Source organism: Leifsonia sp. NPDC056665 (assembly GCF_042791795.1).
Taxonomy (GTDB): Bacteria; Actinomycetota; Actinomycetes; order Actinomycetales; family Microbacteriaceae; genus Leifsonia.
In genome coordinates, this window is the sequence record NZ_JBHTXK010000001.1 from 418,724 (window position 1) to 445,288 (window position 26,565).

A 26,565-nucleotide genomic window follows, 5' to 3' on the forward strand; every position below is an offset into this window, starting at 1 on the left:
GGTGCCGCCCCGCCTGATCCTGATCAACGGCGTCCCCGCCAGCGGCAAGACCACCCTCGCCCGCGCCTGGTGCGCGCGGCACGCGTCCGGCCTCCCGCTCGCCCTCGACATCGACGTGCTGCGCGCGATGCTGGGCGGCTGGCACCAGGACCTCCACTCGGCGGGCCTCGCCGCCCGCGACCTCGCGATCGCGGCGATCTCGGCGCACCTCGGCAGCGGCCGCGACGTCGTGGTGCCTCAGTACCTGCGGCGGGAGGAGTTCATCGAGCGGTTGGAGGCGACGGCGGAGGAGTGCGGGGCGGTGTTCGTGGAGACGGCGTTGCGGATCGACGCCGGGGTCGCGGCTGAGCGGTTCGAGGGGCGCGCGGCGGAGTTGGGATCCGGGGATATCTACTCGACGTTGCCCAGTGAGATGGAGGTGGTGGTGCCGGAGTTCGAGAAGTTCCTGCAGTCGCGGCCGGAGGCCGTACGAATTCCGGCTGAGGACGGGGCGCTCGCGGCGCTGGAGGCCGCTGTCGCGGGGCGCTGATGACAGGACGAATCGCCCACATCTCCTGCGGATGCGCCTTCAGCAGCACTTTCGGCGCGTGCCGCAGCCGCGGCTCCTGCCGTAGCGCGCGACCCGGAACGGAGAGGGCGACGACTGGCTCCTTGGACTCCGCTCCTCGACCACAAGCTTCATCGCTGCAGCGGTGTCCGGTAGGCGGCCGTCACCAGTGGCCCCTGCTATCCCCCATGATCTGCTCGGAGCTCAGCGGCGAGACAGCTCGCGTGATCCTTGCCAGGGCGCCTGCCCCAGTGAGTGCGGCGCGAGCCGCCCCGCGCGCGACGAGGCTGTCGAGCGGATCACCGGGCGCGGGAATGATGATGGCGGCTAGGTGGCCGTTGTTGCTGACCCCCACCGACTCGCCCGCCTCGACACGGCGCAGGATCTCGCGACTGCGGTTGCGCATCTCGCTGTGCGTCACGGTTTCCATGCATGCGAGCGTAGCTCGCCGTCTCACGGATGCGCAGCGCCCATCACGTCGTCTCGGTAGGGCGGACGGGACTTGAACCCGTGACCGGCGGATTATGAGTCCGATGCTCTAACCAGCTGAGCTACCGCCCCGTGCGTCCCGCTCCGGCTACTCCGGGGTGGGCACGCTGGGGGCCGCCGCCGTCACCGGGTCGGCCACCGGCTCTCCACGATACAGGCTCTCGAAGGTGCTGATCGTGGTCTGGATGTCGTGCGTCGCCACGATCCGCAGCGACGCGTTCTTGAGGACGTCGAGCTCCTCCTGCGGGAGGGTGAGCACGTTCTCCAGCTTGTCCGCCAGGTCCTGCGCGTCGCCGGGCCGGAACAGGTAGCCGTTCTCGCCGTCGTGCACCAAGTGCGGGAGCGCCATCGCGTCGGCCGCCACGACCGGGAGCGCCGAGGCCATCGCCTCCATCGTCGCGATGGACTGCAGCTCGGCGATCGACGGCATCGCGAAGACCGTTGCGCGGGTGTACGCCTGGCGGAGCTCCTCGTCCGTGACGTAGCCGAGGAATTTCACCCGGCCGGCGATGCCCAGGCTCTCGGCCAGGGACTGGAGGTTCTTGAACTGGTCGCCGCCGCCCACGATCTCGAGCTGGGCGTCCAGCGACTCCGGCAGCAGCTTGATCGCGTTCAGCAGCACGTCGATCTGCTTCTCGCCGGTGATCCGGCCGACGAAGAGGATGCGGTTGCCGGTGCGCGGCGTGAAGTCGGGCGTGTAGTTGTGGGCGTCGATGCCGCAGGAGATGGCGTGGACGCCGCGGAGGCCGGTCGCCTTCTCCAGGAACTCGGCCGCGCGGCGGGTCGGGGTCGTGATCGCCTCTGCGCGGTCGAAGCTCTTGCGCGCGTCCCGCCAGGCCAGGGTCACGAAGGTGTGGTGCAGGAACTTCGGCAGCCGCGTGAACTCGATGATGTTCTCGGGCATCACGTGGTTCGTCGCGACGATCCGGATGCCGCGCTTCTGGGCCTCGTAGGCGAGCCCGCGCCCGACGACGATGTGCGATTGGAAGTGCACGACGTCGGGCTTGACCTCGTCGAGGACGCGCCGGGCGTTCGCCTTGCTCATCCACGGGAGGGCGAACCGCAGCCAGTCGTGCGGGTACCAGCGCCAGCTCCGCAGGCGGTGCGCGGTGAGCTTCTCGCCCTCGTGCTCCTCGATCCACGTCCCGTGGCGACGGCCGGCGGCGGGCGCGACGACGTGCATGTCGTGGCCGCGCGCGACCAGGCCGGCGGCGAGCCGCTCGGCGAAGCGGGCGGCGCCGTTGACATCCGGAGCGAAGGTGTCGCAGCCCATGAGGATGGTCATCGGCCTGTGCTCGGCCGGGGCGGGCGGGAGGTCGTGCGTTCCGCTCGTATCAGGCACGTGGTGAGTCCCTCACGGTCTTCGGCCGGGGCGGTTCGCCCGGCGACGGTCTGAGCGCGCCGGACGGGTCGGACCGGCGATTCATCGATTCAGTCTAGGCCGGATTCCCGCACGGGGTCCGCAAGCCTCTCGGTGAGTGGCGCGTCGAGGTTCGACTGCGGGTGGTGCTTGGCGAGCTGGAACACGCCGTAGATCGCCACGGCGCCGGTGATCGCGAAGCCGAGCATCGCCCACCACGGCGCCCCCGCCGCCTCGTTGAGGACCACGATGCCGATGGTCACGGCGACGAGCGGGTCGATCACGGTCAGGCCGGCGATGACCAGGTCCGGAGGCCCGGACGAGTACGCGTTCTGGACGAAGTACGCGCCGAGTATCGCCGCCGCGAGCAGCGCGAGGATGCACAGCACGAGCAGCCAGTCCCACTCCTGGTTGGAGATGCGGTCGATGACCACCTTGGCGAGCGTGGCGACGAAACCGTAGAGGACGCCCGCCCCGACGATGTACATGATCGCCTTGAACCTGTGCCGCAGGAACGCGAACAGCAGCCCGAACACGATGAGGACCACGGCGAGGATGATCAGGATGACGACGAGCGCCTGGGTGGTCACCGGTTGGTCGCGCGCGAAGATCGCGGCGATGATGACGAACGCGCCGACGCCCCCGACGCACAGCGAGATGGCGATGACGGACTTCCGGTTGAGCTTCACGCCGCTCACCCGCGCGTTCAGCACGCTCGTGATGACCAGGCCGACCACGCCGAGCGGCTGCACCAGGATGATCGGCGAGAGCTTCAGACTGACGAGCTGGAACACGATCGCGAGCCCGAGCAGCAGCGTGCCGATCACCCAGGAGGGCCGCGCGAGCAGCAGCCCGAGCTGGCGGACGCTGAGGCCGCCCTTCGCATCCTGGGTCTGCGCCTCCACCTTGGCGACTCCGTGGTGCTGCAGCTGGGCCCCGATGGACAGGAACACCGCGCCGACCAGCGCCACCGGGATGCCCAGGAGCTGACTGGGCTGATAAGCCAGCTCGAGCGCGTCCATCAGTTCCGTTGCCACGCCACGACCCTACCCAACATGATCCCGATAGTCTTGCCGAATGGCCGTCCTTCCCATCCGGATCACCGGAGACTCCGTCCTGCACACCCGCGCAGCGGAGGTGACGGAGTTCGACGACGACCTCCGCGCGCTCGTCGCGGACATGTTCGAGACGATGGACAAGGCGCCGGGTGTCGGCCTCGCCGGCCCGCAGGTCGGCGTGCCGCTGCGCCTGTTCGTCTACGGCTGGACGGACGACGAGGACGTGCTGCACCGCGGCGTCGCGATCAACCCGGTGCTGTGGCTCAGCCCGCTGGCGGTCGGCGAGCCGGACGAGGACACCGAGTCGGAGGGCTGCCTGTCGTTCCCTGGCGAGCGCTTCCCGCTGCGACGCGCCGAGTACGTCATCCTGAAGGCGGTCGACCTGGAGGGCGAGCCGTTCACGGTCCGCGCCGGCGGCTGGCTCGCGCGCATCTTCCAGCACGAGTACGACCACCTGGACGGTGTGCTCTACGTCGACCGGCTGGAGCACCCGTACGGGAAGGCCGCGCTGAAGGCGCAGCGGAAGAACTCGTGGGGCGTGCCGGGGCTGAGCTGGCTGCCGGGGCGGGACCACCTCGAGGACTGAAGCATCGGTTCGCGGCGGTTTGCCGTCACTCCAGGAGGTCGATTGCGAGTTCGTCGGCGTCGCCCGGAATGCACGGGCCCGACATGTAGAGCAACGACGCGAAGACGGTGGTCGACGCACGAAAGTACACTCGGTCGGCATCCTTGGGATACTTGATCTCGAAACCGGCCACATCCGGCAACGGTTCGATGGTCACCCCCTGGTAGCCCTCGGACTCCCACAACGCGGCTATTTCCTTCGCCATGGTCAGCGGCTCGAACGTCGGTTCCGTGGCCTCTTGCCGTATGTACTCTGCCCCCTCGCTCCCGTCGGGGAGGTAGCACAGCCCATAGTCCGATCCGTGGATTTCCCAGCTCGTTCCACCGATGACCTCCTTCGTCGCTTCGAACAGCGCGAGGAGGGTTGCCCTCGATTCACTCGCGGTCGGGTATACAGAGGTCATGGAGGAGGTCGCCTTTCCAGTAGAAGGTTCCGCTGTTGCACAGCCGGCGAGGGACAGCCCGGCGGAGACAAGGGTTGCGAGAACTGGTGCCCGCCTGGTCATTTCGCCACCGCGTTCGGATAGCCCATGGTGTGCGCAGCCAGGTTGTGGAGAGCGCTGGTCTCCGCGTCGTAGTACCCGTACGCGTCGGGGTTGCTCGCGTGGACCGTCGCTTCGTGCTCGGTGGTCCCGGCCGTGTCCATCCCCTCGGGGGTTCGGGCATTGTCTGTGCTGAACGGCACGGCGCCGAAGTCAGCGGGGTCCGCGCGACCGCTGGCAAGCCGGCCCACGGTAGCGACAGCGTCTCCGCTCGACTGCCCGGCCGAGATGCCGCCCCGGGGCACGTTCAACGGCGTCGGGCGTGGGATCAAGTCGGTTCGATCCCGTGGCACACCCGTAGATGGCGCACTCTCCAGGCGGATGCCTGCCGATCCGACGGACGCGAACGTGCCGGCGGACGCCAGCTTCAACGCTTCCGCGGCGACCGTCGAACCGTAGGAGAAGCCCACGACGGACAGGCGCTCGGACTTCGCCGGCCAACCGCGGGATGCAAGCGTGCCTTCCAAGGACGCCGCCAACGACTTTCCTCCTGCGCGAGCGGAATCACTCGCGCTCACCTGTGCGGCATTCTGCGGTGCGTCATACCCCAGCCATGCCACGACCGCGATCCGTTCCGATGCTCCGCGCTCGCGAGCAATCTGTTGCTGCTTGAAGTGGAGGTTCTGGCTCGCGCTGGTCCACGCGCTCATGTCTTTGGCGACCGTGGTCATCATCCCGGGAATGCTGTAGGTGACGTGATCGGCGGTGTCCAGGTCTCCGACCGACACTGCGGCCTTCGGATTCGCGCCGGTCAGGTCCAGCAGGAGCAGTTGCCGTGGTGGCTTCCGGTGCTCCGGGTGGGGGCCGAGGGTCTCCTGGATCGCCTCGACCGCCCGCAATTTCACCTGTGCGGCCGCGTAGCCGGGGTCATCCGTCGCGATGGTCTTCAGTTCTGCGGCGAAGCGGGCCAGCTCGGCCCGGTTCGCCGCCGAGCGGGAGGCCGCGTCCACTCCGTCCAGAGTCCCGATCACGCCGGGCAGCTCCGTCACGTACTTCTGTCGGGCGGCCGAGGTCAGCGACGACCACCACTCCTCGACCTGCGCCGGGGTCATCGAACGCAATCTCTTCGCCGGCACCATCGGCGCCGACACGCCTGCAGCGGACGGCCGGGCCACCCGGTCGCGCGCGGCGACGCGCACAGCCCGGATCGCGCGTTCGAACTCCTCCACGAATTCCTCGGCCGCCCGGTTGAACGCGCTCACCTGCCAGCGCGCGTCCTCCTCGAGCTCCACCGCCGCCGGGACCTCGTGGATCTCCGGATAGTGCGTCGCACCGTGCACCATCATCCATGCCTCGATCACCGTGGGGATGTCGCGCGCGTACATCTCGTCCACCGAGACCAGCAGCGTGTCCCGCCGCCTGGCCAACTCGCCATGCGCCTGCCACGCGGCCTCGACCGCGCGGCAGAGCTCCTGCGCCGTCGTGTGCGCATTCTCCAGGGCCTCCCGGCCCGGCTTCACGTACCGGGCGACGACGTCCGGCATCCTCCTCGACCGGAAGCTCTCCGCGAACGCGGTCTGCGCCGACTCCGCCTCCCGCGCGAACCCGACCATCTGCGCCGCCGTGTCGCGAAAGGCGACGGCGGCCCCGGCCACGCGGATCGGGTCCGACTCCGCCAGATCGCGCACGTCGCTCTCCCCGATCACGGCGCCTCCACCGGGAGCGGAACAGCACCCAGCAGCTTCGCGCCCCACTGGTCTGCCTCAACCGCCCGGTCCACCGCGCTCTCCCCGATCTGCGCCAGCTTCCGGAAGGCCTCGCTCGTCTCAGCCGGGACGCCCACGATGTCTTCAACGACCTCGCTCAACGCCGACCGCACCGACGCACACCGCATCGCGTAGACGACCTCTGCACCCGCAGCCCGGAAGACGGCTCCCGTGCTCGCGATGCCTTCCGCTGCCGCCGTGACCCGCGCCGTCGCTGCCCGCGCCTCGTCGGGTCGAACCTCGATGTCTGCCATAGCGTCACATACTAGTGGTGCACATTCTACTGGCTCGGCCGCACGGACACTCGGAGCTATCTCAACGGCACCCCGTGCACGCCATTGTGGTGCCGCAGCGCAGGGAACACCACGGACAGCGAGAACCCGACCCCGGGGACCGGCTTCGCGTCCAGCACTCCCCCGAACAGCGCGGCGCGCTCGCGCAGTTCGTTGAGGTCGGCGCCCTCCACGAACTCGGTCACCGCGCGCAGGTCGTCGTCGGCGCTGTAGGCGGTCGCCTGGTCGACGCCCGCGCGGTCGAGGCCGCGGCGGCGTGCGGCGGCGCGGATGCCGTCGTCGTCGACCGTGACCTGGAGGCCGTCCGGCGTCCACGCCATCGCCACGACGGCCGCCGTGCCGGGCCCGCCGTGGTCCAGGGCGTTACCGAGGCTGGTCTGCAGGATGCGGAAGACGACGAGCTCCGCGCCCTGGCGCAGGTCGTAGCGCTCGCCGGTCTCGCTGAACGTCACCTCCAGTCCCGCCTCGCGCATCACCCGGAACAGGTCGCGCGCCGAGTGCAGGTCCGGCGCCGGAAGCACCTCGCGGCTCCCGTCGGCGACGGCGTTCTGCAGGCGGCGGAGGTCGGCCAGCGCGTCGCGGGCCGAAGTCTCGATCGCGGCGGCCGAGCGGGAGGCCGCCTGCGGGTCGGCGCCGGTCGCGTAGCGCATCCCCTCGGCCTGGTTCACGAGCCGGGAGACGGCGGCGACCGCGACATCGCCGAGCTCGCCGATGATCCGGAACCGGCCGGACTGCTCCGCCAGCTCCAGCTCGCGGTCGATGCGGTCCCACTCGCGCTCCTCGCGCGCATTCTGCACGCGGCGCCGGCGGGCCCGCTCGAGGAGCCAGAGCACCGCGAACACGACGGCGGCCGCGAGGAGCGCGGCCGCGAGGGTGGTGGCGAGCGGGGTCATGCTGGTCCTTCCGGGCCGGTGGAGACGACCGGTGCGCGGCCCGGACGATCATATCCGGGCCGCGCACCAGGGAGGACCGCAGCGGTCAGGCACCGTCGCCGCGGTTGGCGCGCAGCACCTCCAGGCGGGCGCGGTACTCCTTCTCGTCGATGTCGCCGTTGGCGTAGCGCTCGGCGAGGGTCTGCTCGGCGGCGCGGGTGGCGCCGTGCGGGCCGTTCGGGCCCCAGCCGTAGCCTCCGCGCGCGGCGGCCGCGCGACGCCAGCGGCGGCCGAAGACGCCGAAGATGAGGAAGAAGATCCCGATCCAGAAGAGCGGGATCAGGAACCACCACCAGCCGAACCAGGGGCCGCCACCCCAGGCGACGACGGCGCAGGGGGCGGCGGCTGCGAGCGAACTGAACATGGTGCATCCAATCGGTGAGCGGTCCGCGGCTTTCGCGGAACCACACTCAGCCTCGCCGTGCGGGCCGCGGGGCGAATCCGCCACCGGGAGACACTTCCGCTACTCCCCTGGGAGCACTTCCCCTGGCAGCAGGGCGCTCACCTTTGGCCCGGCTGCACCAGCCCCGTCTCGTAGGCGACCACGACGAGATGCACGCGGTCGCGCGCGGCCAGCTTGGTCATGATCCGCGAGACGTGCGTCTTCGCGGTCAGCGGGCTGAGGAACAGCCGCTCCCCGATCTCCGTGTTGGTCAGCCCGTGGCCCACCAGCGCCAGCACCTCCCGCTCGCGCTCGGTCAGCTCGCGCAGCGCCTCCGGGTCCGGCGCCGGCCGGAGCCCGCCCGCCACGCGCTCGAGAAGCCGCCGCGTCGCGCCGGGCGACAGCAGGGCGTCGCCCGCGGCCACCACGCGCACGGCGCGCAGCAGCTCCACGGGCTCGGTGTCCTTGACCAGGAAGCCGCTCGCGCCGGCGAGGATGGCCTGCGCGACGTAGTCGTCCAGCTCGAACGTGGTCACCATCACGATCCGCGTGCCCGCGAGCGCCGGGTCGGCGGTCAGCTCACCTGTCGCCCACAGACCGTCGCCGTCCGGCATCCGGATGTCCATCAGGACGACGTCGGGATGCGTCCGCCGCGCGAGGTCGACGGCGTCCCGCCCGGTCGCGGCCTCGCCGACCACGTCCAGGTCGTCCTCGGCCTCCAGCAGCGCGCGGAAACCCGCGCGGACGAGGTGCTGGTCGTCCGCCAGCAGCACGCTGATCCTGCCGGCCTCGGTCATGCGTCCTCCGCCTTCCGCAGCGGGAGGCGGGCCTCCACCGTCAGGCCGCCGCCCTCCGTCGCGCGCGTCTCGAACCGGCCGCCGAGCAGTTCGGCGCGCTCGCGCATCCCGATCATCCCCTTGCCGTCGGTCTCGCCTTCGGGGAGCCCGCGGCCGTCGTCGGCGACCGTGAGCACGTACTCGCCGCCGTCCTCGCCGAGCCGGATGACGACCGTGCGCGCCTGCGCGTGCCGGCCGATGTTGGTCAGGGACTCCTGCACGATCCGGTAGAGCGCGAGCTGGGATGCGGCGGACGGCGCCGAGGTCAGCGCGTCGTCGTACCGCACGTCGAGCCCGGCGCGCCGATACGTCTCGACCAGCACGGGGACGCGCGCCAGGTCCGGCTCCGGCGCCCGTGCCGCCGGATACCCTTCTGCGCGCAGGAAGCCGAGCACGCCGCGCACCTCCTCCAGCGCCTGACTGCTCACGGACTTGATCGCCTCCAGGCTCTCCCGCGCCTTGTCGGGCCGGCTCTCGAAGAGGTGGAGGCCGACGCCCGCCTGCACGCTGATCTGGGACAGCGAGTGCGCGAGCACGTCGTGCAGCTCGCGCGCGATCCGCAGCCGCTCGGCCTCCGCAGCGGACTCCCGGCGTGCGGCGACCTGGCGGGAGACCTCCCGGTAGCGCTCGCGCCGCCCGCGGATCGCCTCACCGACGCCCACCAGGAGGGTGAGCACCAGTGCGATGACGAGCGGCCGGATGACGGCCTCCGGCCTCCCCACCAGCAGGTACGCGCCGAGCGGCCCGACGACGGCGACGCCGGCCACCGTCCACCAGGCCCACACCCGCGCCGAGCGCACCACCGCGCCGACGACGGCGAACGCCAGCGGGACGGCCGCGAGCGGCGGCCCCATCGTGAGGGCGATGGCCGGGGTGCAGAGCACCGCGATCGCGACCAGCACCGGGCCGGGGTACGCGCGGGCGAGCAGCAGCAGGAACGACGCAGCGAACGCGACGAGGACCGCCGCCAGCGTCAGCGGATCGGCAGCCGCCGTGTGCGCGGCGATGAGGACGCCGGGGAGCTGCAGGAGGACGGACAGGACCACCGGGAACCAGATCGTCCCGCGCGGCCGCCGCCCGGACCAGCCCCGGCCGTCGGCCCAGCCCGGCCCGCTCTGACGGGAGTCGGCGGACGGGTTCCAGGGCATCTCCTCATGCTAACGAGCGCACAGGGGCGTGGCTTGGCCCGAGGGGAGTCTTCCGGCTACTCCCCCGGGAGTACGCAGCGAACGATCACGGATTGTGCTCGGCGTCGAAGACCTCTCCGTCGTCGTCGCCTTTCGGGAACAGCGGCCCGAAGGCCGGCCCGCCGAAGCTGGTCAGTCCGGCCTCGCGCTCCAGCGACGCGCGCCGTTCGTCGGCGTCGTTCTCGTACTCCTCGACCGCGTCGTCCGGCTGCTCGGAGTCGCGCTCGTCCCGCTCCCTGTGTTTCATGGCCGCATAGTAGCGATTCGCGGGTGGGTTGGGGTGTATTCCGTTCGCGGCATGCGATCATTCGACCGGAGACGCTTGCGGTGGAGTAGAACGAGTAGTTCACTATGAATGTGAGTGATGCTCAGTTAAGCACCGTGGTCCCGGAATCCTCCCGCACCGCCGAATCCCGCTACGCCTCCCTCGACGGCCTCCGCGGGGTGGCCGCCCTCATCGTCGTCGGCTACCACGCGCTCCTCGTTGTGCCTGCGGTGTCCGCGATCTACGTCGACAAGGTCGCGCCCGACGCCTTCACGCCCGAGTGGTGGCTGTACGCCACGCCTCTGCGGCTGCTGTTCGCCGGGCACGAGGCCGTCCTGGTGTTCTTCGTGCTCTCCGGCTTCGTGCTGACGCTGCCGCTCCTGGTACGGCCGCCGACGGCGCGGTCCACGGTCGCGTACTACGGGCGGCGCGTGGTGCGGCTCTACCTCCCGGTCTGGGGCGCGCTGCTCTTCGCCCTGGCGCTCGCTCTCGCCGTGCCGCGCGATCCGTCGGTGGGAGGCTGGCTCGGCTCGCACCTTCCGCCCACCCCACACGACCTGCGGCAGGACGCGGTGCTGCTGTTCGGGACGTCGAACCTCGACAGCCCGCTGTGGTCGCTCACCTGGGAGGTCTGGTTCTCGCTGCTGATGCCGCTGATGTTCGTGCTGATCCGCGTGACACGGGCGCAGCGCTGGTGGTGGGGGGCCATCCCGGTGCTGATCGGTCTCTCGACGCTCGCCCGCTTCGACGCGGTGCGTGCGAGCCTGCCGCTGTCCTGGCTGACCGCGGACATGCTGGAGTACCTGCCGGTCTTCGGCATCGGGATGCTGCTGGCCTTCCAGAAGGACCGGATCCGGGCGGCCGCCTCCCGTGTCCGGGTCTGGTGGCCGATCGTGGTCGGCGCCCTCGCGCTCACGGTCTCCCCCACGCTCATCGCTCCGCCGGGGTGGGGCGGGCGTCAGGCCGTCGGCTACGTGCTGAGCCTCGTGGGCGTCGCGCTCATCGTCGCGCTCGCCTTCGCCGGCCCGCTCCGGAGGCCCTTGGAGGCCCGGCCGGTGCAGTGGGCCGGTCGGCGCTCGTTCAGCATCTACCTCGTGCACGAGCCGATCATCGTCGCGACCGCGCTCGTCGTCGGCGTCTCGGGATGGCGGCCGTGGCTCGGCATCGCCGTCCTGCTCGTCCCGGTCGTGCTCCTGATCGCGCACGGCTTCTACGACGCGGTCGAGCGGCCGTCGATCGCCCTGTCCCGCCGCGTCGGTCGCCTCATCGCCGCGGCGCTCCCGGAGCGGCGCGGCGACGCCGAGCCGGGTGAACAGCACGTGAACGCCCCCGGAAACGACGAAGGCCCGGAGGTCTTCACCTCCGGGCCTTCGCCTGTGTTTCCGCTCCCCGACTTGGACTCGAACCAAGAACCTGCCGGTTAACAGCCGGCTGCTCTGCCAATTGAGCTATCGAGGAATGCTTGATCAGCGAAGCTACTCTAGCAAGACTTCGAGCGCCGAGTGAAATCCGCTCCGCATCCCGCGCGCGTCGCCGTCAGTACCCGGCATCCGGGTCCACGCGGCCCACGAAATCGCCGTCGCCGAGGAACGCGCGGACATTCGCACGGACCCGCTCGGCGAGCAGCGGAGCGACCATCTCGGACGTGTCGGCCTGGTGCGGCGTGATCAGGCAGGCGTCCTCCGACCACAGCGGGTGGCCGTCCGGGAGCGGCTCAGGGTCGGTGACGTCGATGCCCGCCCCGGCGATCTCCCCGGTGCGGAGGGCGCGCAGCAGCGCCTCGCTGTCGACCAGGCCGCCGCGGGCGATGTTCACCAGGTACGCGGTGCTCTTCATGGCGGCGAACTCCGCGTCGCCGAGCAGATGGCGGGTCCCGCCGGTGAGGGCGGCGGCGACGATCACCACGTCGGCGTCCGGGAGGACCTCCCGCAGCCGGTCGGAGCCGACGGTGCGCTCGGCGCCGGGCACGGCCTCCGGCGAGCGGCGCACGATGGTCACGCGGGCGTCGAACGGCGCGAGCAGCACCATCAGCTCCAGTGCGATCCCGCCGGCGCCGATGATCACGACGTTCCTGCCGTAGAGCGAACGGCCCTCCTCGACGGTCGACCAGGAGGTCGCCCGCACGCGCTTCGGGAGGACGCGCAGCAGCGCGAGGGTGAGCGCCAGCGCGTGCTCGGCCACGGGCTGCGCGTACGCGCCCTTCGCGCTGGTCCAGATCAGGCCGGGGCGGGCCTCCGACTGGATGATGCCGGAGAAGGCGTCGACGCCCGCGAACGGGAGCTGCACCCAGCCGATGCCGGGATGCGCCTCCAGGACCGGCGGGAAGGCTGCGGCGTCTTTGTTGGACAGCCAGACGACGCCGCGGGTGCGGTCCGAGAGCGGCTCGACGGTGCCGCCCGCGGCCTCCACAGCGGCGACGAACGACGGCTCGGCGGTCGGGAGCACTGCGATGGGACCCGGCTCCGGGCGCTCACCCGGCGCGAGCGGGACTCCGCCCGGAGCGAGGACGGCGCGGTGCTGCGGGGTGGATTCGGTCACGATTCCTCCTGTCGGGGACGGTCTGCTACTTCGCCGCGATCTGCGGCCGGCGCTCCCGCCGGCGCGGCGGCGGCTTCAGCGCGTCCGCCAGCCCGCGCACGAACGGATGCGACGGGTCGGCCAGCACATCCTCGATCGGCCCGTAGGCGATAGGACGGCCGCCCTGGAGCACCAGCGAGTTGTCCGTCGCGCGGCGCAGCACGGACAGGTCGTGGCTGACGATCACGGCGGTGAAGCCGTCGTGCGTCCTGAGCTGGGCCAGCAGGTCGATCACCGCGTCCCGGACCGTCGCGTCGATGCCGGCAGTCGGCTCGTCCACGACCAGCACCTGCGGGCCCAGCACCAGCGCCTTGGCGAGAGCGACGCGCTGCCGCTGTCCGGCGCTGAGCTGGTAGGGGTACTTGTTGAGCACGCTGAGCGGCAGGTGGACGGTGTCCAGCATGAGCGCTGCCCGCTCCCCCGCCGCCCGGCGGTCGTAGTGCTCGTCGCGCTCGAAGATCGGCAGCGAGACGTTGTCCTGCACGGACAGCGACGGCTCCAGCGTGGCCGCGGCCTCCTGCGGCAGGTAGCCGACGTGGAAGGTCACCTCGGCCAGGTCCCGCTTGCGCGCGTGCCGCAGCGAGTGCCCGAGCACGGTCGCGTCGCCGCCGCTGATCCGCGGGCCGGGCTCGCCGGAGCGGAGGGGAAGCCCCCGCCCGGCGAGCACCGCGGCCAGCGTGCTCTTGCCCGAACCCGTCTCGCCCAGGACCCCCAGCGACTGTCCGGCCTCCAGACGGAAGCTCACCCCGCGGAGGGCGACGCACGAAGGGCTGACGCCCCTGGCGGGATATTCGACGGACAGGTCGCTGACGAGGATGGCAGGTTCGGAACTCACATGTTCGACCCTAGGCGCTGTCGGCTTGGAGAGCGCGCAGCGCCTCCCGCCGGTCGGCCTGTTCCACCGGGTCCGGCACCGGCAGGGAGGCCAGCAGCCGCTGCGTGTACGCCTCGCGCGGGTTGCCGAGCACCTCGGCGCCCGTGCCCTCCTCCACCAGCTTGCCGCGGTGCAGCACCGCGATCCGGTCGGCGAGGAGGTCGACGACGGCGAGGTCGTGGCTGATGAACAGCGCTGCGAAGCCGAACTCGCGCTGGAGGTCGGCGAACAGCTCCAGCACCCGCGCCTGCACCGAGACGTCGAGCGCCGAGGTCGGCTCGTCCGCGATCAGCAGGGTGGGCTCCAGGGCGAGGGCGCGCGCGAGGCTCGCCCGCTGTCTCTGGCCGCCGGAGAGCTCGTGCGGGAACCGGTCGCCGTAGCTGCGCGGAAGCTGCACGGCCTCCAGCAGCTCGTCCACCCTGCCGCGCGCGGCAGCGGGCGAGGACGCCCTGCCGTGCACGACGAGCGGCTCCGCCACGCAGTCCGCGATCGTGAGCAGCGGGTTGAAGCTCGACGCCGGGTCCTGGAACACGAAGCCGATGTCGCTGCGCACCTTGCGGAACTGCCGCTCCTTGACGCCGTTCATCTCGATCCCGAGCACCTCGAGCGAGCCGTCGGTGACCTTGCCGAGCCCCGCGATGGCGCGCCCGATGGTGGTCTTGCCCGAGCCGGACTCCCCCACCAGTCCGAGGACCTCGCCTGGACGGATGTCGAAGCTCACGCCGTCGACCGCCACGAAGCCCGGTTGCCCGAGCCGCCCGGGGTACTGGATGCGCAGGTCGCGCGCCTTGACCACCGGAGCCACGTCCGGACGCTCGGCGCGGGCGATGGCCCGGTCCTGCGTCGCGACGGCGCCCTGGCCGATGCGCGGCACGGAGGACAGGAGCTTCCGCGTGTACTCGTCCTTGGGCGAGGCGAACAGCGTGCGCGCGTCGGCCTCCTCCACGACCTTGCCCTGGTACATGACCGCGACCCGGTCCGCCAGGTCCGCGACCACGCCCATGTTGTGCGTGATCAGCACGATGGCCGCGCCGAACTCGTCGCGGCAGCGCCGCAGCAGGTCGAGGATCTCGGCCTGCACGGTCACGTCGAGCGCGGTGGTCGGCTCGTCGGCGACGATCAGCCCCGGGTTCAGCACCAGCGCCATCGCTATGACGATGCGCTGCTTCTGGCCGCCGGAGAACTGGTGCGGATAGTACTTGACCCGCTTCTCCGGCTCCGGGATGCCGACCCGGCGGAGGATGTCGACCGCCTGCTTCTGGGCGTCCTTCTTGGACAGCTTGCTGTGGGCGCGCAGGCCCTCCGCGATCTGCCAGCCCACCTGGTAGACGGGGTTCAGCGCGGTGGACGGCTCCTGGAAGACCATCGCCACGTCGGTGCCGCGCACCTCCCTGAGCTCCTTCTTGTTCAGCGAGATGACGTCCGCCTCGCTGGCGCCGTCCTTGCTGCGCAGCACCACGGCGCCCGAAGCGGTCGCGGTCTCCGGCAGCAGGCCCAGGATGGTCTTGGCGGTGACGGTCTTGCCCGAACCGGACTCGCCGACGATCGCCAGCACCTCGCCGGGCGAGACCCGCAGGCTCACATCGTCGACCGCTTTCACGGCTCCGGCGTCGGTGGAGAACGTCACCGACAGGTTGTCGATGGTGACGACGTCGCTCATGGCTTGACCTCGATTCCGTGCTCGTCGAACGACTCTCCGCCTTCGAGGCCGTCGATGCCGCCGGGGCCCGCCTCCAGCGGACCGCCGGGGACGACCGACGTCTCTGCGACCAGTCCCGACGCCTCTGCGGCGCGGCGCCGGCCGCGCAGGCGCGGGTCGGCGAGGTCGTTGAGGCTCTCGCCGACGAGCGTGATGCCGAGCACGACGAGCACGATCGCCAGACCCGGGTAGATGGATGTCCACCAGATGCCGCTGGTGACGTCGGACAGCGCCTTGTTGAGGTCGTAGCCCCACTCCGCCGCCGACGTCGGCTCGATGCCGAAGCCGAGGAAGCCGAGCGCCGCGAGCGTCAGGATGGCCTCCGAGGAGTTCAGGGTGAAGATCAGCGGCAGCGTGCGCGTGGAGTTGCGCAGCACGTGGCGGAACATGATCCGGCTGTTGCTGGCGCCGACGACCTTCGCCGACTCGACGTAGGCCTCCGCCTTGATCCGGACGACCTCCGAGCGGATCACCCGGAAGTACTGCGGGATGTAGACCACCGTGATCGAGATCGCCGCCGCGAGGATGCCGCCGAGCAGGCTGGACTGGCCGCCCGAGATGACGATCGCCATCACGATCGCGAGCAGCAGCGACGGGAACGCGTAGACCGCGTCCGCGATCACCACGACGACCCGGTCGACCCAGCCACCGAAGTAGCCGGAGACGAGGCCGAGCACGACGCCGGCGAAGATCGACAGGATGACCGCGACGACGATCACCAGGATCGCGGTCTGCGCTCCCCAGATCACGCGCGAGAAAACGTCGTAGCCGCCGACGGTGGTGCCCCAGATGTGCGCCGGGCTCGGCGGTTGCTGGGACCCGAACTGGCCGTGCGCGTCCTTGAGCTGCGCGAAGCCGTACGGGGCGATGACCGGTGCGAAGATCGCGGTCAGGATGAAGATGCCGGTGAGCACGAGGCCCACGACGAGCATCCCGCGCTGCAGCCCGACGGACTGGCGGAGCTGGTGCACGACGGGGAGCCGACTCCAGATGGTTCGTTTGCCCGAGGCCATGTCAGTACCTCACTCTCGGGTCGATGAGCGCCGCGATGACGTCGACGATGAAGTTGGTGACGGCGACGATCACGGCAAGCAGGACGACCATGCCCTGGACCGCCACGAAGTCGCGCGCCTGCAGATAGTGCTCGAGCTGGAAGCCGAGGCCCTTCCACTCGAAGGTCGTCTCGGTCAGGATCGCGCCGCCGAGCAGCAGGGCGATCTGGAGGCCGATGACCGTGATGATCGGGATGAGCGCGGGGCGGTAGGCGTGCTTGCGCACCAGCCGGCTCTCGCTCACGCCGCGCGAGCGGGCGGCGTCCACATAGTCGGTCGAGAGCGTGCCGATCACGTTCGTGCGCACCAGCCGCAGGAAGATTCCTGCGGTCAGGAGGCCGAGCGTCACGGCCGGCAGCACAGCGTGCAGCAGCACGTCGCCGACCACGGCCGGATCGCCCGTCATGAACGCGTCGATCAGGTAGATGCCCGTCTTGTTCGGGAGGGTCTGCATCTCGATCTCGGAGCTGGTCGAGGCGCGGCCCGCGACGGGGAGCACGTTCAGCCAGATCGAGAACACGAGCTTGAGCACCATTCCGACGAAGAACACCGGCGTGGCGTAGCAGAGGATCGCGAAGATGCGCAGGGACGCGTCGCCTGCGCGGTCGCGGAAGTAGGCGGCGACCAGGCCGAGCGGGATTCCGACGATGAACGCCACGATCAGCGCGTAGAACGCGAGCTCGAGCGTGGCGGCGCCGTAGTGGATCAGCACCTGCGTCACGGGCTGGTTGTCGGTGAAGGTCGTGCCGAAGTCGCCACGCAGCAACTGCCCGAGGTATTCGATGTACTGCACGATGAGCGGCCGGTCGTAACCGGCCTGGTGGATGCGCTCCTGAAGCTGCGCGGGAGGGAGCTTGCCGCCGAGTGCCGCCGTGATGGGGTCACCGGTGGACCGCATCAGGAAGAAGACGACCGTGACGAGGATGAAGATCGTCGGGATGATGAGGAGGGCGCGGATGATGAGGTAGCGGGTGAGACCGCCCCCCGTCCGTCGACGCGCCTTGGTGCGTTCTGGCCCGGCAGTGGGGGCTGCCGGGGTACTGACCGTCGCTGTCATGAAAGCCAATCGTGGGTGGTTCGTGGGTGAGGGCGGCTCGCGTCAGACGCGAGCCGCCCCCCTTTCGGCCCTAGGTGCGGCCTAGCCCTTCGAGAGAGCTGCGTAGCGGAACTTGAACGACGGGTCGAGCGTCTTGTCGGCGCCGTTCACATTCTTGCCCACCACGGCGACCTGCGATCCCTGGAGCAGGGGCAGGGTGGACAGGTCGGCGCCCACCTTCGCCTGGATCTCCTCGATCAGCTTGGTGCGCGCGGCCTTGTCGGTGGTGCCGAGCTGCTGGGTGATCAGCGACTGCACCTCGGGGTTGTCGTAGTGGTTCGCGAGGAAGTTGTCCTTGCTGAAGAACGGCGACAGGTAGTTGTCCGCGTCGGAGTAGTCCGGGAACCAGCCGAGCTGGTAGGCCGGGTACAGGTCCTTCACGCGGTCCTTGGAGTACTGGACCCACTCGGTCGACTGCAGGTTGACCTTGAACAGGCCGCCGTTCTCGAGCTGCTCCTTGACGAGCGCGTACTCGTCGCCGGAGGACGGGCCGTAGTGGTCCGCGTTGTACTGCAGGTTGAGGGCGACCGGAGTGGTCACGCCCGCGGCCTGCAGGGCAGCCTTCGCCTTGTCGAGGCTCGGGCCTCCGTTGCCGTCGCCGTAGAGGTCCTTCAGCACCGTGGTGGCGCCGGTCAGGCCCTGCGGGACGTAGGAGTACGCCGGGGTGTAGGTGTCCTTGTAGACCTGCTTGGCGATGGTGGCGCGGTCGACGAGGTCGGCAGCGGCCTGGCGCACGGCGAGGGCCTTCTTGGCGTCGGCCTGCGGCGTGGTGGCGCCGTACGGCTGCGTGTTGAAGTTCCAGACGATGTAGCGGAGCTCACCACCCGGTCCCTTGACGACCTTGACGTTCTTGTCCGTGCCGAGGCTCTCGACGTCGGTCGCCGACAGGCTGCGGAACGCGACGTCGATCGCGCCCTTCTGGATGTCGAGCTTCAGGTTCGACGACTCCGCGTAGTACTTGACGTTGATCTTGTCCGTGGCCGGCTTGCCGAGCAGGCCCTGGTAGTTCGGGTTCGCCTTGTACGCGATCAGGTTGTTGAAGTCGTAACTCGTGATGTCGTACTGACCGGCGAACGCGTGACCCTTGACGATGGTGTTGTCCGGGGTGACCTTGTCGGCCGAGAAGACCTGGTGGTCGACGATCGGGCCGGCCGGGCTGGAGAGCACCTGTGCGAAGGTCTGGTCGTTCGGGACCTTGAGCTTGAAGACCGCGGTCGTCTTGTCCGGCGTGCTGACGCTGTCGAGGTTACCGAGCAGCGACGCGGGACCGTTGGGGTCGTTGATCTTGAGCTGGCGGTCGAAGGTGAACTTGACGTCCTCGGAGGTCAGCGGGTGACCGTTCGCGAACTTCAGGTTCGGCTTCAGCTTCACGGTGTACTCGGTCGGCGAGGTGAACGCAGCGCTGGCGGCGATGTCCGGCTTGACGTCCGGGCTGCCGTACGGCGAGTTCATCAGGAACGGGTACACCTGGTTCATCACGGCGAAGGAGCCGTTGTCGTAGGAGCCGGCCGGGTCGATCGACGTGATCTTGTCGGTCGTGCCGATGGTCAGCGTGCCGCCGCTGCCACCGGAGCTGTTGTTGCTCCCCGAGCAGCCCGCGAGCACCAGCGCCGCGGCCGCGAATGCGGCCGACACGGCGAGCAGGCGCCGTCCGCCGATTTTTACGGATCTCATATCCGATTACCTCTTCCTTGGTGGGGTCACCGATCGGCGGAGCGCACACGCGTGCCACATCGCCGAATCGTGTAGCCACAGTCCTAGCACGAATGCCGCGCCCGATGCGCATGTTGCCGCGGATCGCGGCGCAATCTTTACATCGGCGCAACAATTCCGCGCGCATTTGCGCACAGTGCTATGGATTCCGTCGTCGGGACGTAGCGATGATCTATTGTGCCGCGCTACTCGCCGCGCAGCCGCATGCGCTCGTGATCGATCGACGCCAGCGCCACCTGGAGCGACCGCCGCAGCTCGGCGTTCTGCGGGTCGGTGCGCGCCAGACGGGACGTCAGCTCGGCCTTCTCCCGCAGCAGATCGCGGTCGATCAGGCCGTCCAGGATGGAGCGGGCGTAGCGGCCGACATCGGTCCCGGTCTGCGGCAGGGCGCCGACGGCGAGGGCGTTCACGGTCGGCGCGTACGCCTGCGGCACCTCGGCGAGGATGCGGTCCACCCAGCCGGGGTCGGCGATGGATGGGAGCTGGATGGCGATCGCGTCGCGGACGACCGCGTGGGTCGGGTTCACGAACGGCACCTGCACGACGCGGGCGGCGCGCTCGGCGCCGACCTCGTCGGGGAACTGGAGCAGCACCATGAGGCTCTCGCGCTCGGTGCGCTGCGTGGGGTCGCTGGGGTCGGGCTCGCGGAGCGGCGCCGGCGCGTCGGAGGTCGGCTCCTGGTACTGCTGCGCCGCGCGATCGCGTCCGCCGCCCTGGTGTCCGCCGCCCTGGTATCCGCCGCCCTGGCGGGGACCGTCGTCGCCGCGACCGCTGCGCTGCGCCGACCGCACGGCGCGCAAGGCGTCCTGGAGGTCGCCGCCGGAGAGCCGTGCGAGCTCGCGCGTGTAGCCGTTCTGCGAGGCGGGGTCGCGGATGGTCGCCACGATCGGCGCCCCGGCGCGGAGGGCGGCGGTGCGGCCCTCCACCGTGTCGAGGTCGAACCGGTCGACCACCTGGCGGATCATGAACTCGAACATGGGCTTCCGGGCGTCGATCATCCGGCGCACGGCCTCGTCGCCGCCCGAGATCCGCAGGTCGCACGGGTCGAGCCCGTCCGGGCCGACGGCCACGTAGGTCTGGGCCGAGAAGCGCTGCTCCTCGCCGAACGCCCTGGCGGCCGCCTTCTGCCCCGCCGCGTCCGGATCGAACGTGAAGATCACCGAGCCGGTGCTGCTGTCGTCGCCCATGATCCGGCGGATGACCTTGATGTGGTCGACGCCGAACGCCGTGCCGCAGGTGGCGACGGCGGTCGTGATGCCCGCGAGATGGCAGGCCATCACGTCGGTGTAGCCCTCCACGACCACGACCTGGTCGTTGCGGGAGATGTCCCGCTTGGCGAGGTCGAGGCCGTACAGCACCTGCGCCTTCTTGTAGACCGCCGTCTCGGGGGTGTTCAGGTACTTCGGGCCGTTGTCGTCCTCCAGCAGCCGGCGGGCGCCGAAGCCGATCGTCTGGCCGGTCACGTCGCGGATCGGCCACACCAGGCGGCCGCGGAACCGGTCGTAGACGCCGCGGTCGCGCTGCGACACGAGGCCGGAGGCCAGCAGCTCGTCGGGGCTGAAGCCCTTGCCGCGCAGGTGGTTGGTGAGCTCGTCCCAGCTCTTCGGGGCGAAGCCGACGCCGAAGTGCGTGGCGGCCGCTGCGTCGAAGCCGCGCTCGCCCAGGAACCGGCGGCCGGGGTCGGCGTCGGGAGCGGCCAGCCGCTCGCGGAAGAACTCCTCCGCGGCGTTGTTCGCAGCCAGCAGCCTGGCGCGGTTGCCGCTCGACTCGCTGGGGCCTCCCCCGCCCTCCTCGTAGTGGAGCTGGTAGCCGATCCGGCCGGCGAGCCGCTCCACCGCCTCGGTGAAGGAGACGTGGTCGAGCTTCACCAGGAACGCGTAGACGTCGCCGCCCTCGCCGCAGCCGAAGCAGTGGTAACGGCCGACGCCGGGCCGGACGTTGAAGCTCGGGCTCTTCTCGTCGTGGAACGGGCACAGGCCCTTGAGCGAGCCGACGCCGCCCGGCTTCAGGCTGACGTAGTCGCCGATGATGTCGGCGATGTTGGTACGGGCCTTGACCTCTTCGATGTCGCTCTGTCGTATCCGGCCCGCCATACGACGAGTCTAGTGAGCGGGGCCGACGTCAGTCGCGCGGGGGGCGCCTGCGCCGGGTGTTCTGGGCGATCTCGATGATCGCGCAGAAGACCTCGATGGTCACCCGGAGCAGCAGCACGCTCAGGATGGCGGCCACGAGCGTCACCAGGACGCCCAGCAGGAAGACGAACGCGCCGCCTCCCGGCGACCGGGTCGCGATCGCGATACCGAGGCTGTTGGCGAAGCCCACGACGATCCCGAGGCCGATCAGCACGAGCCCGACGACGTAGACGGGGCCGGCGAGCTTGCGCGTCACGTAGCTGGTGAAGGTGAAGTCGAACAGCGACGAGAAGAACCGCGAGTCGTCGAGGCGGTCGGCGAGGTCGTTCATGGTGCGACCGGGCCGCGGGGCGTGCGGGCCGGCGGCGGGAGGCGGTGGGGCGTCCTCGCCGGCGTGAGCGCCGTTCGCGTGCGCGGCGGCGGCCGCTGTCGTGGCCCCCGCGGAGGCGTCCGCCGTGGTGTCTTCGGAGACCGCTCCGACCGGCACCGGCTCGGCTGCGGGCGACGCGGGCAGGATCTCGGTCTCGACCTCGGCCTCCTCGTTCGCCTCGGCGGGCTTCAGGATCTCGGTCTCGGCGGTCGGGACGCGGTAGAAGTCGTCCGCGGTAGGGAGGACCGCTGTCGCGGCCTCCCCCTCGTGCGGCTCGGCGGCGTCCGCCGCGACGACGGGCTCGGCCGGCGAGGTGGAGGTGTCGGGCGCCGCGGCCGCTTTGCTGCGCGACGTCGCCGGGCGTCGACGCGGCTTCGCGGGCGTCGTCGCCTCCACCGTGTCCTCCGTCACGGCCTTGCCGAGCATGGCGTCGAGGATCTCCGGGGCCTCCCCGTTCGGCGAGATGGGCTCCGTCTTCGGGGTGCGCTTGCGCGGCGATGGCGCGCGCTTCGCAGCCGCGGGCCGCGTGGCGGGCGCCGCTTGATCGGGGGCGGGCGCGTGCTCCGCCGCCGCGCCGGGCTCGGCCTCTGTCGGCCGGTCGCCGCCCGCGGGGGGCTGTGGGCTGCTCATGCGTCTCTCCTCCGTCGCCGTCCCTCAAGCATTCTGCACCAGGGCTGTCTATTCAAGCCCGTGCCCGGCGCGCCGGATCAGTGCTGCACGAGACGCTCGAACCAGCTCAGCGCCGACTGGTCGGTCAGGCTCGCGACCTGGTCGACCACCACGCGCTTGCGCGCAGCGTCGCTGCCGGCGAGTCGCCAGTCCTCCTGGAATCCCGGATCCAGCTCCTCCGGCCCGCGCGCGAGCAGCACATCGGCCAGCGCCATCAGCACCTGCCGTTGCTGCGCGTAGATCGGCTGGCGCGTGTTGCGCGACATCACGAACGTGGCGACGATCCCCTTCAAGACGGCGATCTCCGCCCGGATGGCGTCGGGCACGACGACGTCCGCGCCGAACCGGCGCAGCTCCACGCCACCCGCGCGGTGCTTCGTCTCGTGAACCGCGGCGTGCGCGAACCGGCCGATGAGCTGGCTCGTGAGGTTCTTCAGGTGCGCCTGCGCTCGCCGGCTGCCGTCCCAGCGGTCGAGCCAGATGTCGAGGGTGTCGAGGCGGTCGAACGCCGCGATCAGCTCGTCGTGGCTGAACTCGCCGCCCACCCACTCGTACATCGAGCGGACCAGGTCGTCGTGGTCGACGCGGCTGCCGAGCGCCGCCACGTCGATGTAGCCGTTGACCACGGCGTCCTCGAAGTCGTGCACGGAGTAGGCGATGTCGTCGGACAGGTCCATCACCTGCGCCTCGATGCAGCGCTGGCGCTCGGGGGCGTCGGCGCGCATCCACTCGAACACGCCGTGGTCGTCGGCGTAGAAGCCGAATTTCGCGCGCCCGCTGGGATCGGCGACCGAGCTGGTCTCCGGCCACGGGTACTTGCAGCTCGCGTCGAGGCTCGCGCGGGTCAGGTTGAGCCCGTACGCCCGTCCGTCGCGGCCGAACACCTTCGGCTCCAGGCGGGTGAGCAGCCGCAGCGTCTGGGCGTTGCCCTCGAAGCCGCCGATGTCCTCGGACCAGGAGTTCAGCGCCCGCTCGCCGTTGTGGCCGAACGGAGGGTGGCCGATGTCGTGCGCCAGGCACGCGGTGTCGACGATGTCGGGGTCGAGCCCGAGGCTCGCCGCGAGCTCGCGGCCGACCTGCGCGACCTCCAGGGAGTGCGTGAGCCGGTTGCGGGCGAAGTCGAGGCCGGCCGTGGGGCTGAGCACCTGGGTCTTCGCGGCGAGCCGGCGCAGGGCGCTGGAGTGCAGCAGGCGCGCCCGGTCGCGGGCGAAGTCGCTGCGGCGGCTCGAGTGGTGCTCGGGGAGCCAGCGCTCCCGGTCGCGCTCGGTGTAACCGTCGGCCGGGACGCTGTCGAGCGTCGCCGTCGCACTATCCACCACTGTTGTGCACCTCCGCCTCGGCGACCTCCGCACGGGCGCTGCCCGCGAGCTCGCGGCTGTCGAGCCAGCCCTCCGGGAGGGCGGGACGCTTGGGCGTGCCGGCGCGGCCGCGCTGGCCCTCCGCGGCCTCGCCCGGGTACTCCTGGCTCCAGTCGAGCGTCGCCAGCAGGTCGTCGAGGTGCGCGAGCGTGTCGACCGTCGCGAGGCTCGCGCGCAGGTCGCCGCCGACCGGGTAGCCCTTGAAGTACCAGGCGACGTGCTTGCGGATGTCGCGGCAGCCGCGCTCCTCGCTCTCGAAGAACTCGACCAGCAGCTCGGCGTGCCGGCGGAACGTCCCCGCCACCTGGCCGAGCGTGGGGTGGGCCTGCGCGAGCGCGGCCTCCTCGGCGGTGATCTCGCCCGCGCGGGCACGGAACGCCGCCGCCAGGTCGCCGAACAGCCACGGCCTCCCGAGGCAGCCGCGCCCGACCACGACGCCGTCGCAGCCGGTCTCCTCCACCATGCGGAGCGCGTCGGCCGTCGACCAGATATCGCCGTTGCCGAGCACCGGCGTGCCGGTGATGGTCTCCTTGAGCTTGGCGATGGCGGACCAGTCGGCGTGGCCGGAGTAGAACTCGGCGGCCGTGCGGGCGTGCAGTGCGATCGAGGCGACGCCGGCGCCCTCCGCGGCCTTGCCGGCCTCCAGGTAGGTGAGGTGGTCGCTGTCGATGCCCTTGCGCATCTTGACGGTGAGCGGGATGTCGCCCGCCGCCGCGACGGCGCTCTCCACGATCTCGCGGAAGTGGTTCAGCTTCCACGGCAGCGCGGCCCCACCGCCCTTGCGGGTGACCTTGGGCACCGGGCAGCCGAAGTTGAGGTCGATGTGGTCGGCGCGGTCCTCCGCGACCAGCATCGTGACGGCCTCGCGGACCGTCTTGGGGTCGACGCCGTAGAGCTGGATGCTGCGCGGCGTCTCCGACTCGTGGTGGGTGATGAGGCGCAGCGACTCCGGGGTGCGCTCGACCAGCGCGCGGGACGTGATCATCTCGCTCACGTAGAGCCCGGCGCCGAACTCGCGGCAGAGCCGGCGGAAGGCGGTGTTCGTGATCCCGGCCATGGGCGCGAGGACGACCGGCACGTCGAGGGCGAGCGGGCCGATGGACAGCGCGGGGCTCGTCTCCGTGCGGGGAGCTAGGGTTGCGGTAGTAGACATCTGCATCGATTCTCCCAGAAAGCGTGCTGATACATGGCCGAGAGCCCCGAAGCTGTGGAAACCGGCGGCGGACGCCGACGTGTGGAGGACGATGCCAGGGCCCGCGGCATCCCCGTACGGATCATCGAGCGGCCCGCTGCCCGGAGCCTGGAGGAGGCCGCGACGCTGCTCGGGATCCAGCCGGGCGACATCGTCAAGACCCTCGTGGTCAAGCGCAGCGACGACACGTTCGTGTTCGCGCTGGTGCCGGGCGGGCGCAAGATCTCCTGGCCGAAGCTTCGCGCCGTCCTCCACGTCAACAAGCTGCAGCTCCCGGACGCGTCGGTGGCGTTCGCCGCGACCGGCTACGAGCGCGGGACCATCACGCCCTTCGGCAGCACGACCGCGTGGCCCGTCGTCGCCGACACGACCGTCGCGGGCCGCACGGTCTCGATGGGCGCGGGCGAGCACGGCTACTCGCTGTTCGTCGACGCCGACGCGCTGCTCGCCGGCTTCGCCGCCACCCTCGCCGACATCACCGACCCCGAATAGCCATCTATCTGACAGAACACGCCGTCTCTTCGTCACCCCAGACGGCGTGTTCTGTCAGATAGGTCGTCTGCCTGTGGACAACTGCGGGACAGGCGGACCGGGTCTGGCAGGGTGAGGCGATGCAGCCACGACCGCTTCCGCCGATCCTCCGTTCTGACGCGTTCAGCGTGGGCGCCGCGCAGCAGGCCGGCGTGCCGAGACAATGCCTGCGCCGCTCGGATCTTCACGCCCCGTTCCGCGGCGTGCGCGTTCCGGCCGACAGTGCGCCGACGGAGCTGTGGGAGCTCTGTCGCGCCTACCGGTCACTGATGCCGCCGGGAGCCCTCTTCAGCCACGGCACGGCTGCACGGTTGCTCGAACTGCCGCTCCCGGCGAGAGTCACGGCCGATCCCGTCATCGATGTGGCCGTGATCGCACCGGCACGGGCTCCGCGGATGCGCGGTGTCCGCGGTCATCTGCTGAACGCACCACCGCGGACTCGAACCCTTCGGGGACTCCCGGTGCCGAGTCCCCCGGAGGTGTGGTGCCAGCTCGGAATCGTGCTCGGTGTCGATGAACTCGTGATCGTCGGCGACGCCCTCTCCAGGCGAACCGACCCGCTCGCGGACCCGCACGAACTCCAGGAGGCGGTCGACGGTGCAGGCTTCCGCCCCGGGGTGAGGAGGCTGCGTCAGGCGATCGAACTCATCAGGGCGCGCACCGACTCGCCCATGGAGTCCCGGCTCCGACTGGCGATCGTGCGCGCCGGGTTGCCGGAACCGATGGTCAACTACGTCATCGCCGGTCCGGCGCGCACCTACCACCTCGACCTCGCCTATCCGCACTGCCGACTCGCCGTGGAGTACGACGGCGATCATCACCGCACGGACCGCGATCAGTATCGCCTCGATATCGACCGCCTCTGGCAGATCGAAGCGCAAGGCTGGCGCGTCATACGCATCAACAGCTCGCACCTCGCCGACGGCGCGCGCGAGGCCCTCCGCCGCATCCGCGCAGCGCTCCCATCCAACTGACAGAACACGCCGTCTGGCCGCGTGTCCAGACGGCGTGTTCTGTCAGATAGGTCAGCGCGGGACGGCGCAGGCGTCGCCGTCGCAGGCGGCGGCGGCCGGGTCGCCGA

Annotated in this window: 26 protein-coding genes and 2 tRNA genes; 5 read left to right on the forward strand and 23 right to left on the reverse strand. The window is 70.6% G+C overall.

What is annotated here, in order from left to right; translation table 11 throughout:
• The first annotated feature begins 1 nt into the window (after position 1).
• Complete coding sequence (locus tag ACFQ9V_RS01875) at positions 2-529, forward strand: AAA family ATPase (RefSeq protein ID WP_382457480.1); 528 nt, start codon at positions 2-4, stop codon at positions 527-529.
• A 181-nt stretch (positions 530-710) separates the two neighbouring features.
• Here the strand turns inward: ACFQ9V_RS01875 and ACFQ9V_RS01880 are convergent, their stop codons facing one another.
• The 4 genes from ACFQ9V_RS01880 to ACFQ9V_RS01895 form a co-directional block, all read right to left on the reverse strand.
• On the reverse strand, positions 711-977 hold the full coding sequence (locus ACFQ9V_RS01880; protein WP_382457481.1) for a type II toxin-antitoxin system Phd/YefM family antitoxin: 267 nt from the start codon (positions 975-977) through the stop codon (positions 711-713).
• A gap of 57 nt (positions 978-1,034) precedes the next feature.
• Positions 1,035-1,108 (reverse strand) — tRNA-Ile (locus ACFQ9V_RS01885).
• A 16-nt stretch (positions 1,109-1,124) separates the two neighbouring features.
• A complete protein-coding gene (locus tag ACFQ9V_RS01890) occupies positions 1,125-2,378 on the reverse strand; it encodes a glycosyltransferase (RefSeq protein WP_382457482.1) in 1,254 nt (417 codons plus the stop codon).
• A gap of 89 nt (positions 2,379-2,467) precedes the next feature.
• Positions 2,468-3,433, reverse strand: coding sequence for a DMT family transporter (locus tag ACFQ9V_RS01895; protein ID WP_382457483.1), 966 nt, complete (start codon positions 3,431-3,433; stop codon positions 2,468-2,470).
• Between the two features lie 40 nt (positions 3,434-3,473).
• Here ACFQ9V_RS01895 and def point away from each other — a divergent pair, with 40 nt between their 5' ends.
• Positions 3,474-4,040 carry a peptide deformylase gene (gene def, locus ACFQ9V_RS01900; protein ID WP_382457484.1) on the forward strand — a complete coding sequence of 189 codons (567 nt, stop codon included), beginning with the start codon at positions 3,474-3,476 and terminating at the stop codon, positions 4,038-4,040.
• 25 nt (positions 4,041-4,065) lie between these two features.
• Here the strand turns inward: def and ACFQ9V_RS01905 are convergent, their stop codons facing one another.
• The 8 genes from ACFQ9V_RS01905 to ACFQ9V_RS01940 all read right to left on the reverse strand — a co-directional run bounded on the left by ACFQ9V_RS01905 (position 4,066) and on the right by ACFQ9V_RS01940 (position 10,203).
• Complete coding sequence (locus ACFQ9V_RS01905; RefSeq protein ID WP_382457485.1) at positions 4,066-4,482, reverse strand: hypothetical protein; 417 nt, start codon at positions 4,480-4,482, stop codon at positions 4,066-4,068.
• Between the two features lie 98 nt (positions 4,483-4,580).
• Positions 4,581-6,248 (reverse strand): alpha/beta hydrolase, encoded by a 1,668-nt coding sequence (locus ACFQ9V_RS01910; RefSeq protein ID WP_382457486.1) that lies wholly within the window; start codon positions 6,246-6,248, stop codon positions 4,581-4,583.
• Positions 6,249-6,262: 14 nt separating this feature from the next.
• Positions 6,263-6,580 carry a hypothetical protein gene (locus ACFQ9V_RS01915; protein WP_382457487.1) on the reverse strand — a complete coding sequence of 106 codons (318 nt, stop codon included), beginning with the start codon at positions 6,578-6,580 and terminating at the stop codon, positions 6,263-6,265.
• A 56-nt stretch (positions 6,581-6,636) separates the two neighbouring features.
• Entirely contained in the window at positions 6,637-7,512 is an 876-nt protein-coding gene (locus ACFQ9V_RS01920; protein WP_382457488.1) for a sensor histidine kinase, read from the reverse strand.
• A gap of 85 nt (positions 7,513-7,597) precedes the next feature.
• Entirely contained in the window at positions 7,598-7,915 is a 318-nt protein-coding gene (locus ACFQ9V_RS01925) for a hypothetical protein (protein ID WP_382457489.1), read from the reverse strand.
• 137 nt (positions 7,916-8,052) lie between these two features.
• Entirely contained in the window at positions 8,053-8,730 is a 678-nt protein-coding gene (locus tag ACFQ9V_RS01930; protein WP_382457490.1) for a response regulator, read from the reverse strand.
• The gene (locus ACFQ9V_RS01935; RefSeq protein ID WP_382457491.1) at positions 8,727-9,917 is read right to left on the reverse strand and encodes a histidine kinase; all 1,191 of its coding nucleotides are present in this window, start codon (positions 9,915-9,917) and stop codon (positions 8,727-8,729) included. The genes ACFQ9V_RS01930 and ACFQ9V_RS01935 overlap by 4 nt, the downstream gene beginning before the upstream one ends.
• An 85-nt stretch (positions 9,918-10,002) precedes the next feature.
• Positions 10,003-10,203, reverse strand: coding sequence for a hypothetical protein (locus tag ACFQ9V_RS01940; RefSeq protein ID WP_382457492.1), 201 nt, complete (start codon positions 10,201-10,203; stop codon positions 10,003-10,005).
• Between the two features lie 104 nt (positions 10,204-10,307).
• Between ACFQ9V_RS01940 and ACFQ9V_RS01945 the strand changes: the two genes are divergently transcribed.
• Positions 10,308-11,645: an acyltransferase family protein gene (locus ACFQ9V_RS01945; protein WP_382457553.1), complete on the forward strand. Its 1,338-nt coding sequence runs from the start codon at positions 10,308-10,310 to the stop codon at positions 11,643-11,645.
• Here the strand turns inward: ACFQ9V_RS01945 and ACFQ9V_RS01950 are convergent.
• The 11 genes from ACFQ9V_RS01950 to dusB form a co-directional block, all read right to left on the reverse strand.
• Positions 11,607-11,679 (reverse strand) — tRNA-Asn (locus ACFQ9V_RS01950). The two genes, ACFQ9V_RS01945 and ACFQ9V_RS01950, sit on opposite strands and share 39 nt — an antisense overlap.
• 78 nt (positions 11,680-11,757) lie before the next feature.
• Positions 11,758-12,759, reverse strand: coding sequence for a D-isomer specific 2-hydroxyacid dehydrogenase family protein (locus ACFQ9V_RS01955; protein ID WP_382457493.1), 1,002 nt, complete (start codon positions 12,757-12,759; stop codon positions 11,758-11,760).
• 25 nt (positions 12,760-12,784) lie between these two features.
• Complete coding sequence (locus tag ACFQ9V_RS01960; protein ID WP_382457494.1) at positions 12,785-13,633, reverse strand: ATP-binding cassette domain-containing protein; 849 nt, start codon at positions 13,631-13,633, stop codon at positions 12,785-12,787.
• Positions 13,634-13,643: 10 nt separating this feature from the next.
• Positions 13,644-15,332 carry a dipeptide ABC transporter ATP-binding protein gene (locus tag ACFQ9V_RS01965; protein WP_382457495.1) on the reverse strand — a complete coding sequence of 563 codons (1,689 nt, stop codon included), beginning with the start codon at positions 15,330-15,332 and terminating at the stop codon, positions 13,644-13,646.
• Positions 15,329-16,384: an ABC transporter permease gene (locus tag ACFQ9V_RS01970; protein ID WP_382457496.1), complete on the reverse strand. Its 1,056-nt coding sequence runs from the start codon at positions 16,382-16,384 to the stop codon at positions 15,329-15,331. The genes ACFQ9V_RS01965 and ACFQ9V_RS01970 overlap by 4 nt, the downstream gene beginning before the upstream one ends.
• 1 nt (position 16,385) lies before the next feature.
• The gene (locus ACFQ9V_RS01975; protein WP_382457497.1) at positions 16,386-17,480 is read right to left on the reverse strand and encodes an ABC transporter permease; all 1,095 of its coding nucleotides are present in this window, start codon (positions 17,478-17,480) and stop codon (positions 16,386-16,388) included.
• 81 nt (positions 17,481-17,561) lie between these two features.
• Positions 17,562-19,193: an ABC transporter substrate-binding protein gene (locus ACFQ9V_RS01980; RefSeq protein ID WP_382457498.1), complete on the reverse strand. Its 1,632-nt coding sequence runs from the start codon at positions 19,191-19,193 to the stop codon at positions 17,562-17,564.
• A 224-nt stretch (positions 19,194-19,417) separates the two neighbouring features.
• Entirely contained in the window at positions 19,418-21,325 is a 1,908-nt protein-coding gene (gene dnaG, locus ACFQ9V_RS01985; RefSeq protein WP_382457499.1) for a DNA primase, read from the reverse strand.
• A 28-nt stretch (positions 21,326-21,353) separates the two neighbouring features.
• Complete coding sequence (locus ACFQ9V_RS01990) at positions 21,354-22,364, reverse strand: DUF4282 domain-containing protein (RefSeq protein WP_382457500.1); 1,011 nt, start codon at positions 22,362-22,364, stop codon at positions 21,354-21,356.
• Positions 22,365-22,441: 77 nt separating this feature from the next.
• Entirely contained in the window at positions 22,442-23,722 is a 1,281-nt protein-coding gene (locus ACFQ9V_RS01995) for a deoxyguanosinetriphosphate triphosphohydrolase (protein WP_382457501.1), read from the reverse strand.
• Positions 23,712-24,914 (reverse strand): tRNA dihydrouridine synthase DusB, encoded by a 1,203-nt coding sequence (gene dusB, locus ACFQ9V_RS02000; RefSeq protein WP_382457502.1) that lies wholly within the window; start codon positions 24,912-24,914, stop codon positions 23,712-23,714. The genes ACFQ9V_RS01995 and dusB overlap by 11 nt, the downstream gene beginning before the upstream one ends.
• A 33-nt stretch (positions 24,915-24,947) precedes the next feature.
• On the opposite strand from dusB, the gene ACFQ9V_RS02005 reads away from it, so the two are divergent.
• Together ACFQ9V_RS02005 and ACFQ9V_RS02010 are read left to right on the forward strand one after the other, a co-directional pair.
• Positions 24,948-25,445 (forward strand): aminoacyl-tRNA deacylase, encoded by a 498-nt coding sequence (locus tag ACFQ9V_RS02005; RefSeq protein WP_382457503.1) that lies wholly within the window; start codon positions 24,948-24,950, stop codon positions 25,443-25,445.
• Between the two features lie 167 nt (positions 25,446-25,612).
• On the forward strand, positions 25,613-26,458 hold the full coding sequence (locus ACFQ9V_RS02010; protein WP_382457504.1) for an endonuclease domain-containing protein: 846 nt from the start codon (positions 25,613-25,615) through the stop codon (positions 26,456-26,458).
• The last annotated feature ends 107 nt before the right edge of the window (positions 26,459-26,565 follow it).